8 protein-coding genes and 1 tRNA gene are annotated in these 14,437 nt (G+C 33.9%); 8 read left to right on the top strand and 1 reads right to left on the bottom strand.

Going from position 1 to position 14,437, the window contains the following annotated elements:
* Positions 1-179 precede the first annotated feature (179 nt).
* Entirely contained in the window at positions 180-899 is a 720-nt protein-coding gene (locus EHE19_RS18625) for a tRNA 2-thiocytidine biosynthesis TtcA family protein (protein ID WP_137698644.1), read from the bottom strand.
* A gap of 612 nt (positions 900-1,511) precedes the next feature.
* On the opposite strand from EHE19_RS18625, the gene EHE19_RS18620 reads away from it, so the two are divergent.
* The 8 genes from EHE19_RS18620 (at position 1,512) to EHE19_RS18585 (ending at position 14,377) form a co-directional block, all read left to right on the top strand.
* Positions 1,512-1,587, top strand: a tRNA-Pro gene (locus EHE19_RS18620).
* 623 nt (positions 1,588-2,210) lie between these two features.
* Positions 2,211-2,603: a hypothetical protein gene (locus tag EHE19_RS18615; RefSeq protein WP_137698643.1), complete on the top strand. Its 393-nt coding sequence runs from the start codon at positions 2,211-2,213 to the stop codon at positions 2,601-2,603.
* Between the two features lie 35 nt (positions 2,604-2,638).
* Positions 2,639-3,421, top strand: coding sequence for a glutamate racemase (gene murI, locus EHE19_RS18610; protein WP_137698642.1), 783 nt, complete (start codon positions 2,639-2,641; stop codon positions 3,419-3,421).
* Positions 3,422-3,571: 150 nt separating this feature from the next.
* The gene (locus tag EHE19_RS18605; RefSeq protein ID WP_244648287.1) at positions 3,572-3,934 is read left to right on the top strand and encodes a hypothetical protein; all 363 of its coding nucleotides are present in this window, start codon (positions 3,572-3,574) and stop codon (positions 3,932-3,934) included.
* Positions 3,935-4,258: 324 nt separating this feature from the next.
* Complete coding sequence (locus EHE19_RS18600) at positions 4,259-5,539, top strand: glucose-1-phosphate adenylyltransferase (RefSeq protein WP_137698641.1); 1,281 nt, start codon at positions 4,259-4,261, stop codon at positions 5,537-5,539.
* A complete protein-coding gene (glgD, locus tag EHE19_RS18595) occupies positions 5,536-6,654 on the top strand; it encodes a glucose-1-phosphate adenylyltransferase subunit GlgD (protein WP_137698640.1) in 1,119 nt (372 codons plus the stop codon). The genes EHE19_RS18600 and glgD overlap by 4 nt, the downstream gene beginning before the upstream one ends.
* An 863-nt stretch (positions 6,655-7,517) precedes the next feature.
* Positions 7,518-10,547 carry an Ig-like domain-containing domain gene (locus EHE19_RS18590; RefSeq protein WP_190530415.1) on the top strand — a complete coding sequence of 1,010 codons (3,030 nt, stop codon included), beginning with the start codon at positions 7,518-7,520 and terminating at the stop codon, positions 10,545-10,547.
* A 776-nt stretch (positions 10,548-11,323) separates the two neighbouring features.
* On the top strand, positions 11,324-14,377 hold the full coding sequence (locus EHE19_RS18585; protein ID WP_190530414.1) for an Ig-like domain-containing domain: 3,054 nt from the start codon (positions 11,324-11,326) through the stop codon (positions 14,375-14,377).
* Positions 14,378-14,437 lie beyond the last annotated feature (60 nt).

The raw sequence follows: 14,437 nt of genomic DNA, 5'->3' as shown, positions 1-14,437 counted from the left end.
CCTCCCAACAACAATATGATTAGTAGATCATAAATAGCTGGTCTACGAATTAATTAAGCATAAAAGCGAATAGATATAAAAAACTAAAACTCATAAGTCAAAACTGAAGTGAGTATAATTATTCTCTTAACTTTTTGTTAATGGGTTATGCACAAAAATACTAACTCACAAGGTTGAGTTTATTCATGCCAACCATCAACTTTTGCGCGCTTAATTGCCCCAAAGAGATTGCTTTTTATATCTCTTTTATCTTTTTGAAGTTCATAGATTAAATCTTTGATGTACTGGCGTTTTGTGTTTCCATCATACTTACAAGGGTTTTTTACAATAGGAAACATCCCAGACTTCGCTAAACACTTTATTTGACTTTCCTCAGTATAAATAAGTGGTCTGATGAGGTATAAGTCTTTTTTAGTAAGATAGGTTACTGGAGAAAATGTATGTATTCTACCTTCGTAAAAGGTACTTAGCAATAAAGTTTCAATTGCATCGTCTTTATGGTGACCGAGAGCTACTTTATTGCAGCCTAACTTCTTGGCTACATTATGAAGAGCACCTCTCCTAAGATTTGCGCACATAGAGCAGGGATTTTGCTCCTGCCGAATTTCAAAAACAATTTTACCAATCATGGTCTCTTCTACAGTATAATTCACACCTATCTTACGACAGTAATCGGCTACTGGAGTAAAATCCATATTTCCAATACCCATAGTAAGACTAATTGCTTCAATCTCAAATTTTTTAGGGAAAAATCTTTGCAGTTGCTTAAGACCTGTAAGCAATGTCATGCTATCTTTTCCACCACTTACACCTACAGCAATTTTGTCCCCATCTTCTATCATATTATAGTCCTGGATAACTCGTCTTATTTGACCTAAAATGCGTTGTATAATTATCACTCCTTTCAAAACTGGGCTATAGCTGTAACAATGAAGAAGATTGAAGAAGTTGATACTTCGAATAAAGTTACAATGAAATAGCTTTTATTAATATTGATTACCATTAAAAATAAGTTTTTATGGTTTATTTCGAGAGGTATTATCCTCAAAGGCAGAACAATTGCCTAATAGCTTGACTAAATCCAACTAGTCGAAAATTAGATAGTACTGACACTATAACAATATAATATTAAGTTTTTTGGCAATAGAAAAAGCCATTAGTATCAGTTCTACAGCCAATAGTGATTTACTTTATTATAGAAAAACTAAAATGATGTATCAAGTCAAATAACATTTCAATTGTGTTACATCTAAATGCCATAAGTGTAATATTTGCTTTATAATGCAGTTAACATAAGTGATGCAGGAAGAAAAATTACTAAATATTTAAAATATTTATATATTGAGCAATAAGATGGTGAAAAATGGAGTATGCTAGAGTAATGGAAAGATAAACACGAAATTAAATCCAAAATAAATGTTGCTAATATTTATAGCCTATAGTAAAATACATATGCACTTGAGGTAATCAAGTTCGCAGTAATTAGTTCTTTATAAAAGTTTAATATTTTTCGGGGTGTAGCGCAATTGGCAGCGCGCTTGGTTTGGGACCAAGATGCTGGAGGTTCAAGTCCTCTCACTCCGACCACTAAAACCTCGACAGATGACTGTCGAGGTTTTTTGCATAAGTAGAACATGACTTGAACCTGAGAAGGCACGAAGCGTGAAGAAAATGCGAAGCATTTTTAGCTGAGTGTGCCGAGACAAAAGTCGAGGCGTCAGGCAACGAGCGAAGCGAAGATGCCGGTCAAGTCCTCTCACTCCGACCATATCTTGTCCGAAAACTCGCTATTTTAACGGATTTTTTGGCGCACTCAGGTTGTTTTTACACTTATTTTTATGTAAAGTCTTATGGAAGATGAAATTTTAAATAGGAAAAAATTGTATGATATTTGGTAATAATATATTAGTAGTTCAACTTTATAATAGTAAGGCTGAGTTAATAAAATTACCATAAAAAGTTTGATACATATTGCCTAATATAATATAATATTACAATAATATAAAAACTCTAAAATAAAGTTTTTGATAACACTGTTCATTTTTGAGTGGTGTAAAAGCCGAAAGCTTTTTGACTTAATGATTTGCTGCCAGCCATACCAGTGAAATGGAGGTTAGCTTCAAATATTAAAATTTAAACTAAGAATACCAGAGTACCTACATAAATTATTGACTTAATGGAATGCGTAGGTTAATTATGGAGTAAATGCAATGGGGAAAATTATAAAAATATTAGGACTTAGTTTGCTTGATGCTGCTATTATAATAATTATGTTAATATTCATTTTGAGATTAAAGCTTCCTATTACGGGAATGTATATTGTTTTTGGTATAACTGCTATTGTATTTCCGCTAATGCTGCTTTTAATTTATAATAGCTTTTGCGAACGGGAAACACTCATATTTGTACCATTAAGCTTGGTTCTAGCGTCTTTGTATTCACTGGGTATTTCAGTATATAGCTATTATGGTAATAGCAGTTTTTCAAATATGTTTAATGAGTTAATGTACTTTATGTATTTTCTGCCCTCAATTATATATTGTGGGATGGGATGGATATTTTTTTCTATCATATTAAGAGTATCAAAAAATTCACGTAGATAAGGCAAGTTCTTTGTTAAGAAAAGAGGAGAAGTTCTATGAATACCAACAGTGACTGTATTGGTTTTTTGGATTCTGGTTTTGGTGGAATTACGGTTCTGGCTGAGGCATTAAAGCAGCTTCCAAATGAAAACTATATATATTATGCAGATATAGAACATGTGCCCTATGGAACAAAGACTAAGGACCAGGTTCGAACTTATATATTTGAAGCTGTTGAATTCTTGGTTAAGCAAGGTATAAAAGCACTAGTTGTAGCCTGTAATACAGCTACCAGTATAGCAGTTAAAGATTTGCGCAGTATGTATACTTTTCCTATTGTAGGTATGGAGCCTGCTGTAAAGCCAGCGGTTCAAAATGGCAATGGCAAGAGAGTTCTTGTTTTGGCAACGCCTTTGACACTTAGGGAGGAGAAGTTTCACAATTTGGTTCAAAGGGTAGATACAGATCATATTGTTGACTACTTAGCATTTCCTGAATTAGTTGAACTGGCAGAGCATATGGTATTTGATTTTGAAAAAGTTATTCCTGTTATTAAAGAAAAATTATCACTCTTGGATATTAACAGCTATAAAACCTTTGTTTTAGGATGTACGCATTTTCCTATATACAGAAAGGCATTTAAAGAAGTACTTCCGCAAGATATAGATGTAATTGACGGAAGTATAGGGACAATTAGATATCTTAGTCATCTTCTTGAAGAAAGAGGTATTATTAATAATCAGAAAACTGGTGGAAAAATTAAATATTTTGACTCGGGAAAGCCTGTTGAGAACCAGCAAAGGTTAGATATATTTAATAGAATAATAACAGAATTTTGAGAATGTTTGGCTAATAAGGTTCTCTTATTAATAATCTAGAATTTATTTCAAACAAAAATTCCTAGATAGCAGTAACACATAATAACCCGTTAACATAAAATGTATTGTAGCATAATAATATTTTTATGATTTGAAAGGAGCGGGGGATTTATGGGAGAAGAACATTTTGGCTATAATGATGGACTTTCACTACATGGTGATATAGTATGCGCATTGAAAAAATATATTGGCCAAACAGTTACGATATTTACAACAAGTGGTGGGATGTCTGGATGTGGATTTACTGGTGTCCTTCTGGGGGTAAATGAATGCTTTGTTAAATTAATTACCCAAATAGGTCCAGCACCGGGCTGTTCTATAGGTAATTCATGTAGCGGCACCCCTTATGCAAATGGTGTTGGTTGTTTGGGAGATAATATGAATATGCAAAATATGAATCCTATTGGAACAGTGGGTTCTGTAACTGATATACCAATTTGCAGCATTGCTTGCTTTACTCATAATGCTATCTAATTATCTAGTATTATTAAAGTATCACGTATATGCAAAAATGTTAAACTGAATGCGAATGTCGATTCGTGATGTCGATTTAGCTCGCAAATAAGATTAAAATGTTAAGTGGCTAAAAAGCTAAAATCTAAAATTATTTAGATTTTAGCTTTTTTATATGGCTGGATTGGCGCAGGTTTGAGCCTTAATAATTGATGCCAGAACTTTTATTTAGTATATTATTTTTTGATAAAAAAGGGAAAAGTATAATTTATGTAGAATTATTTGTATAAAATGAGATATGACTAACTGTTTTTTTATCAAATGAATATACCGGGAGTTGATGCAATGAATAAAAAAGAAATGATAGCATTATTGCTTGCTGGAGGACAGGGGAGCAGATTAGGTGTTCTTACCAAAAATGTTGCAAAGCCTGCTGTCCTATACGGTGGTAAATATAGAATTATTGATTTTTCCTTAAGTAATTGTATAAATTCTGGGATTGATACTGTTGGCGTACTTACACAGTATCAGCCGCTTAAACTTAATTCACATATAGGGATAGGCAAACCATGGGACATGGACAGAATAGATGGTGGAGTAACAATATTGTCTCCATACTTAAAAGCTGAGAGTGGTGAATGGTTCAAAGGAACTGCAAATGCTGTATATCAGAATATCCATTATGTAGATAGGTACTCTCCGGAGTATGTTATTATATTATCTGGAGATCACATTTATAAGATGGATTATTCAAAAATGTTGGATTTTCATAAGGAAAATAAAGCTGATGCAACTATATCAGTTATAAATGTTCCATATGAAGAAGCTAGCAGATACGGAATCATGAACTGCCATGACAATGGAAATATTTATGAATTTGAGGAAAAGCCCAAGAATCCAAAGAGTACGCTCGCTTCCATGGGTGTATATATTTTTAATTGGTTAACGTTAAGGGAATATTTAATAAAGGATAATGAATGCCCAGATTCAGATAATGATTTTGGTAAAAATATTATTCCCTCAATGCTTAAGGATGGAAAAAGTATGTGGGCTTATCAGTTTTCTGGTTACTGGAGAGATGTTGGAACTATACAGGCGTTTTGGGAATCAAATATGGACTTGGTTGGAAGAGTTCCGCCTTTTAATTTATTTGATGCTGATTGGAAAATATATACGCCAAATCCTGTAAAACCAGCACATTACATAGGTCCATCTGCCTGTGTTAAGAAATCTATGATTGCTGAAGGCTGTACAATATATGGTACAGTTATAAATTCAATATTATTTCCAGGCGTATTAGTCGAAGAGGGTGCTGTTATACAGGATTCAATTGTAATGTCAAACTCAAAAATTTGTAAAAATGTTTCAATAAATAAAAGTATCATTAGTGAGTTGGTTACAATTGGTGCAAATTCTAGACTAGGAGAGGGTGCTGATATACAGAATGAGTTCAAACCTAGTATATATAATTCTGGTATAACAGTAGTTGGTGAGCAAGCAAATATACCTGATAGTGCGATAATAGGTAAAAATGTTATGATTGATGTAGGGGTTGGCCCTGAAGACTTTGATTCTCTATTTATAGAGTCAGGAAAAAGCGTATTCAAAGGTGGTGTCATAGAATGAAAAATGTAATGGGAATAATACTATCAGGTGGCAGAAGCACAAAGCTAAAAGAACTTTCTACAATGAGGTCTAGCCCTGCAGTTCCAGTTGGAGGGAAATATAGAGCAGTAGATTTTGTACTTTCCAATATGGTGAATTCTGGAATTAGAAATGTGGGTGTAATAACTCAATATAGCTTCAGATCTCTAATGGATCACTTGGGTTCAGGGAAAGAGTGGGATTTAGACAGAAAAACTGACGGGTTATTTATTTTTCCGCCATTTCTATCAGATGATAATTCTGGATGGTATAGAGGAACAGCTGACTCAATGTACAACAACCTCACTTTCTTAAAGAGAAGTAATGAGGAATATGTACTTATATCACAGGGTAACTGTGTATATACAACAACCTTTGATGATATGCTAAGGCAACACAAGGAAACAGAGGCGGATATTACAATTGCATATAGAGAAATGAACGATGTACCAATAGAAGAATTGTCTAATATGGGTATTCTTCAAGTGGCTGAGGATCAAAGAGTAATAGATTTCCAAGAAAAGCCTATACATCCTAATTCACTTTTGGGCTCACTAGGTACTTATATAATTAAAAGAGAGTTGCTGATGTCGTTATTAGAGGAATGTGTAGCACATGGTTATTATGATTTTGTTTTAGATATATTAGTAAAGATGTTGCACAAGCTAAAGATATATGGCTATAAATTTAATGGGTATTGGAGAAGCGTATCTTCAGTACAAATGTATTACAGGTGTAATATGGAACTATTGAAGCCTGAGGTGAGTAATGATTTGTTTGGCTCAGCGAAGATATTTACAAAAGTAAAGGATGAGGCTCCTGCTAAGTTCAATGAAGAGGCAGAGGTTAGAAATTCAATAGTAGCAGATGGCTGTATTATAGAAGGAACAGTAGAAAACAGTGTTCTCTTCAGAGGTGTTACAGTCAAGAAGGGTGCTGTTGTTAAGGATAGTATTGTTATGCAGGAAAGTATTATAGAAGAGAATGCTACATTAAACTATGCGATCCTTGACAAAAATGTAATTCTATCAAAGGGTAGATGTTTGAAAGGCGAGGAGACTTGGCCTATTATAATTGGGAAAAATGTAATGGTATAGGCAAAGCTAACGCTTCTTATAAGTAATAAATAGTTTACATGCAAACTCAGTTTAAAATAAATTAGCATGACCAGTTAAATTAACGCTTGAATGCTACATTTCAACTTGGAAAGTTGAATAAATATGCGAAAAACTACTCAGAATTGATACCTCTTAGGTAGACAAGGGATATAACCATCTACTTAGGAGGTATTTTTATGTCTAAATCATTATATACTTTTGAACTTAGTACGAAAGCTTCACTGAAATATTTTGATGGACAGGGAATCTACAGACATTTATCTGCTTAATATAGAATTACAGCATTAATTTATAGTGTTGAAACATAAAAATTCAAGCAGAGATATTAAAACATACTAAATAGTACTTAAAAGGTAAGTTACATTTTAATAGCTATATATTCTGTGTTTAGGCTAAGCCCTCGAATATTATCTAATACTAACCTATAATGCATAAACAAACGAAGAATCTATTAGAGACTACCTAATTCTTTTAATATAACCTCATTTTTCTTGTCTTGCTAGTGACAAAAATATTATCGGAAATGGTTATTTTAGATATGTCTTTTTTCTATTTAGCTATGTGAAATAGCAGTTTTAGTGTCTACAACCCTTCAAAACCCTAGGGTTACCATAATGAAGTTACGCATGAAAAATAGCCCATTACACAAGGATTACAAGTAGTTTACAACTCTGGTATTATGTTGACTACGTAAATTACCCGGTGATATAATTACACATGTAGTCAAGAGGTTGACATAAAAACATCTTGCTCTTTAATTCCTAACACATTGAGGAAAGCTTTTATGACCTAGCACCTCAATGAAAATTATGGTCAGTAAAAAAACCTAAGGGGGATTTTGAATGATGAAATTTAAGAAAATTTCTGCTGCTGCAGTTGCACTTGCAATGACAGTAACTAGTTTAGTTCCAGCATTTGCTGATACAGCAACTGTTGTAAACGGCGAAAAAGCAATTGTTCTTAACACATTGGACTTGTATGCAGGAACAAATCCAAACACTTTTGAACCAGCTCTTGAGGCTGAACTTACAAGAGGGCAAGGAGCAATACTATTAACAAAATTGTTTAACATGGATACTGCTGCAATGGCAATGTCTGATGAACAAGCAGATGCGATACTAAAGAACTTCAAAGATGCATCAAAAGTATCATCATCAGCTAAAAAGAGATTGGCATACTTGGTAGACCAAGGTATAATGTCAGGTTCTAAAGAAGCTAATGGTCTATATCTTAACGATGGAGAAAATCTTAAGGGCGGGCAGTTTGCGACATTAATATTAAAGCAGATGGGATTTAATGTTGAACACTGGTATGAAGCGATAGATCAGCTTGCAGAAGTTGAAGGCACAGAGGGAATTGCGGCATATGCTGCACTCGGACAGCAGGGACTTCTCAGAGACCATGCAGTAGGAATCATGTATGGTGCACTTAAAGCTGAATATGCAAACGGAATGGCAACTATTATCGAGAAGATAGTAGAATCCAAGCCAGAAATCAGAGAAGCAGCTATAAAAGCAGGACTTATTGCTGCACCAGTTTCTGCAGAACTAGAGATTGTATCCGTTAAAGCTTTAAACAATAAGCAGATAGAGGTTGTATTTAATCAAGAGATGGACAAAGATTCAGCTCAGAATAATGATTTATATACAATCCTAGATAAGGGTACAGCTAAAAAAACTCTTACTAGCACTAGTGCAGTATTAGGTGCTGATAAAAAGACAGTTACTATAACTTTGGATAGTTCTGTATTAGATAGCTTGACAAATTCAAGTAAAGCAAAAGTTACAATTGATGGAGACATCATGGCAGCTAATGAAAAGACTTTAGGCAAAGACAAAGAATTTAGTGTTGAAATACAAGATGGTATATTGCCTACAGTTAAAGAGGTTAAGGCTACTGGTGAGAAGAATATAAAAATTATTTTCTCAGAGCCAGTTTTAGAAGGTGGAACTAATAGTAAAACACTTACAAATACAGTTTTTGCAGTTAAGAGTGGAACATACACATACTATGTTTCAAATGCTGAACTAGACTTGGATGTCATCAACTTAACACTTGGAACTAAGTTAATAGAGGGTCCAGTTACTGTTACAGTAAATGATGCTGGTTTAGGAAATGATGTTAAATCAATTCAAGACTATGCTGGTTATAAAGTGTTTAAAGGCGACCATACATTTAACTATGTAAAAGATACTTCTGTAGCAGTAGTAACTGTTAAAGAAGCTAAGCCAGAATCAGTTACACTTGCATTCTCAAAACCAGTTAAAGCTGCAGATCTTCGTTTGTTCCATTCAGCTAAGAATGCTGCAAACTATCAGTCTAATGTAGTAACTACAAATGGAAAATATGTTGATGAAATTACATTTACATTTGATAATGTAAATAACCCAGTACCAGCTGGAAATATTAATCTATATCTAGTAAATAGTGAAACTGATAGCAACAAACTAATTGATGGTTATGGAATAAAGGTTCCAGACCAAACACTAACAGCTAATGTAGTTGTAGATGTAACTGGTCCTACAGTATCATCAAAAAATGTAGATAAAAATTTATCAGTTAAGCTAACTTTCAATGAAGCATTAAAAGCAACCACTGTAAAATCATCTAACTTTACTTTCAAATCCGTAAAGGATGGTAAGACAGTATACTTTACAGTAGAATATCCTGTAGATGGCAACAATAAAGTTGTTAAGCTAAATGTACCAGGATTGCTAGACGATAATACTGAATATGAAGTTGTTGCTAAGAAAGCAATAGAAGACTTAGCAGGAAATAAGATGGAAAATGATTATGTAACAACATTTACTACTGGTGATAATACAGCGCCAACAATTGATAAGGCTGATGCTTACGTGGTTAAAGCTGAAGGTAAGATATATCTGAAATTCAGTGAGCCAATGAATGAAGCTCAGATGCTTGACAAATCAAACTATCAGGTTAGACCGACAAGTAGTGCTAACTACCGTGATTTAGATGATGATGACAAGCTAACTAAGATATCAGATAGAATGGTTCTTATTGATTTAGACGAAGAAGTAGATGCTCCAGATGTAAAGATTGCTCCAATCATGGACTTAGCAAATAAGAGATTGAATGGAAAAGTTGATGCTACTGAATTAATAGGTATTGATGTAGAAACAGTAGAATTTAAGAGTGCAGAATTAATTGCAACAAATAAGATTAAAGTAGTATTTAACAAACAGTTAGACACATTTAGCAATCCTGATATTTCCTTAAGTGGTGCAAGCATAACTACTGAAAGTGCTGTAAGAATAGCATCAGTAGAGTCACAAACAGTTAATGATGATGGAAATACAGAGATAGTATTAGTTCTTGACCAAGATATTAATACAGATGCTACATTCACTAACAGTAATGGTGTTACAGCACCAATATCAATAGCAACAGGAACTACTACTTCATCAAAATCAGTTTCTGGTACTAAGTTAGCTACTAACTTAAGTATGAATATTGATGATAAAACAGCTCCTACAGTAGCAGAGCATGAGTTCGAAGTTGGTGCAGATAAAGAACCTCATGTTGTAATAGGAAACTTCAAAAATGCTGCTGGACAAGTAATAGCTAATATAGCTGACCAGTATAATAAGTTAGATAAGAATGAAACAGCTGAAATTACTATTCACTTTACAGAGGCAATGGATACTGCTTCAATTTCAAAACTTGCATTTATAGTTGATGGTTATACAGTAACAAATGTTGCATTTGCTGATGGAGATAAAGCAGTTATTATAACAGTTAAAGCTAAGGCAGACAACACTACAGTTTACACATCTGTAACACAGGCATACAATGTTGCAGATACTTCCGGAAACGTACTTGCATCAGGTTCTACATGGACAGTTAAATAAATATTAAGTAAGATATTTAGAAGCAAATAAACAATAAAAAAGTAATAAGATAAAGCAAAGCAGGCGTGTTTATCACGACCTGCTTTGTTGTATGTATGCCCAATATTGGAGCAATCTAATAGGATGAAATTCCCGAGTGAGTGTTAATAGTACCAAGTGCATAGCCAAGTACAGAGGTGTCTTCGGTGATGGGTAATCTGAAAAAGCTAGAGACAAACCTCTGGTCTGACAAACAGAAACTACATTAAAAAATATATGCTGGTAAAGTTGCGTGACAAGCCAAAGATCAATACGTATTCGAGAGAATAAAGTGTATATGTAGTGGGGTTATAGAAGGGAAGATTACGTTCTTATCTGGGGACTTATGGACTGAGGAACTTCTCGGATAAGACGTGTGGTTATGGCCCTTTATGATTAAGAAAGGCTTAAGTCCTTGAACCAAGATTATAGGGTTTAGCTGATAGTAATTGACTTAAAATATGAATGAAAGCATTTTTTGAAGTATACACATATGATTCACAACCCTTCAAAACCCTAGGGTTACCATAATGAAGTTACGCATGAAAAATAGCCCATTACACAAGGGTTACAAGTAGTTTACAACTCTGGTATTATGTTGACTACGTAAATTACCCGGTGATATAATTACACATGTAGTCAAGAGGTTGACATAAAAACATCTTGCTCTTTAATTCCTAACACATTGAGGAAAGCTTTTATGACCTAGCACCTCAATGAAAATTATGGTCAGTAAAAAAACCTAAGGGGGATTTTGAATGATGAAATTTAAGAAAATTTCTGCTGCTGCAGTTGCACTTGCAATGACAGTAACTAGTTTAGTTCCAGCATTTGCTGATACAGCAACTGTTGTAAACGGCGAAAAAGCAATTGTTCTTAACACATTGGACTTGTATGCAGGAACAAATCCAGACACTTTTGAACCAGCTCTCGAAGCTGAGCTTACAAGAGGACAAGGAGCAATACTATTAACAAAATTGTTTAATATGGATTCTGCTGCAATGGCAATGACTGATGAACAAGCAGATGCGATACTAAAGAACTTCAAAGATGCATCAAAAGTATCATCATCAGCTAAAAAGAGATTGGCATACTTGGTAGACCAAGGTATAATGTCAGGTTCTAAAGAAGCTAACGGTCTATATCTTAACGATGGAGAAAATCTTAAGGGCGGGCAGTTTGCAACATTAATATTAAAGCAGATGGGATTTAATGTTGAACACTGGTATGAAGCGATAGATCAGCTTGCAGAAGTTGAAGGCACAGAGGGAATTGCGGCATATGCTGCACTCGGACAGCAGGGACTTCTCAGAGACCATGCAGTAGGAATCATGTATGGTGCACTTAAAGCTGAATATGCAAACGGAATGGCAACTATTATCGAGAAGATAGTAGAATCCAAGCCAGAAATCAGAGAAGCAGCTATAAAAGCAGGACTTATTGCTGCACCAGTTTCTGCAGAACTAGAGATTGTATCCGTTAAAGCTTTAAACAATAAGCAGATAGAGGTTGTATTTAATCAAGAGATGGACAAAGATTCAGCTCAGAATAATGATTTATATACAATCCTAGATAAGGGTACAGCTAAAAAAACTCTTACTAGTACTAGTGCAGTATTAGGTGCTGATAAGAAGACAGTTACTATAACTTTGGATAGTTCTGTATTAGATAGCTTGACAAATTCAAGTAAAGCAAAAGTTACAATTGATGGAGACATCATGGCAGCTAATGAAAAGACTTTAGGCAAAGACAAAGAATTTAGTGTTGAAATACAAGATGGTATATTGCCTACAGTTAAAGAGGTTAAGGCTACTGGTGAGAAGAATATAAAAATTACTTTCTCAGAGCCAGTTTTAGAAGGTGGAACTAATAGTAAAACACTTTCAACTTCAAGTTTTGCAGTTAAGAGTGGAACATACACATATTATGTTTCAAATGCCGACCTAGACTTGAATGTTATCAACTTAACACTTGGAACTAATTTAATAGAGGGTCCAGTTGCTGTTACAGTAAATGCTGCTGGTTTAGGAAATGATGTTAAATCAATCCAAGATTATGCTGGTTATAAAGTGTTTAAAGGCGACCATACATTTAACTATGTAAAAGATACTTCTGTAGCAGTAGTAACTGTTAAAGAAGCTAAGCCAGAATCAGTTACACTTGCATTCTCAAAACCAGTTAAAGCTGCAGATCTTCGTTTGTTCCATTCAGCTAAGAATGCTGCAAACTATCAGTCTAATGTAGTAACTACAAATGGAAAATATGTTGATGAAATTACATTTACATTTGATAATGTAAATAACCCAGTACCAGCTGGAAATATTAATCTATATCTAGTAAATAGTGAAACTGATAGCAACAAACTAATTGATGGTTATGGAATAAAGGTTCCAGACCAAACACTAACAGCTAATGTAGTTGTAGATGTAACTGGTCCTACAGTATCATCAAAAAATGTAGATAAAAATTTATCAGTTAAGCTAACTTTCAATGAAGCATTAAAAGCAACCACTGTAAAATCATCTAACTTTACTTTCAAATCCGTAAAGGATGGTAAGACAGTATACTTTACAGTAGAATATCCTGTAGATGGCAACAATAAAGTTGTTAAGCTAAATGTACCAGGATTGCTAGACGATAATACTGAATATGAAGTTGTTGCTAAGAAAGCAATAGAAGACTTAGCAGGAAATAAGATGGAAAATGATTATGTAACAACATTTACTACTGGTGATAATACAGCGCCAACAATTGATAAGGCTGATGCTTACGTGGTTAAAGCTGAAGGTAAGATATATCTGAAATTCAGTGAGCCAATGAATGAAGCTCAGATGCTTGACAAATCAAACTATCAGGTTAGACCGACAAGTAGTGCTAACTACCGTGATTTAGATGATGATGACAAGCTAACTAAGATATCAGATAGAATGGTTCTTATTGATTTAGACGAAGAAGTAGATGCTCCAGATGTAAAGATTGCTCCAATCATGGACTTAGCAAATAAGAGATTGAATGGAAAAGTTGATGCTACTGAATTAATAGGTATTGATGTAGAAACAGTAGAATTTAAGAGTGCAGAATTAATTGCAACAAATAAGATTAAAGTAGTATTTAACAAACAGTTAGACACATTTAGCAATCCTGATATTTCCTTAAGTGGTGCAAGCATAACTACTGAAAGTGCTGTAAGAATAGCATCAGTAGAGTCACAAACAGTTAATGATGATGGAAATACAGAGATAGTATTAGTTCTTGACCAAGATATTAATACAGATGCTACATTCACTAACAGTAATGGTGTTACAGCACCAATATCAATAGCAACAGGAACTACTACTTCATCAAAATCAGTTTCTGGTACTAAGTTAGCTACTAACTTAAGTATGAATATTGATGATAAAACAGCTCCTACAGTAGCTAAGGTTAAATTCGATGGTGATGATGAAAAGACTCCAGCAGTTTATGTCTTAGAATATACAATTATTGATGGAAATGGTGATGAAGTTAACTATACACCAAATTACAACAAGGTTGATAAAGATGTTACTGCATATATAGCAATCAAATTCTCTGAGAAGATGGATATTTACACTATGTCAAAGCTTACTTTCACAGTTGATGGATATGCTGTAGTAGATGTGTTACAAAGCATAGCAGATGATAATTTACTAGTATTACAGGTTAAAGCTAAGGCAAATAATACTCCAGCTAGAACAACTGTAACACAAGTTTACAATATCTCTGATATGAATGATAATGTATTAGCAGCAGGTTCTACTTGGACAGTAAGAGATATAACTGAACTTCCTTAAAACAAAATTGTTCTTAAGCATTTAGAAATAATATAAAAGAAAATTAAGAAAAAACAGCAG

The sequence above is a fragment of the Ruminiclostridium herbifermentans genome (assembly GCF_005473905.2).
GTDB lineage: Bacteria > Bacillota > Clostridia > Acetivibrionales > DSM-1351 > Ruminiclostridium > Ruminiclostridium herbifermentans.
Note: the sequence above shows the minus strand (reverse complement) of the source record. Positions and strands in the feature narration are given on the sequence as shown.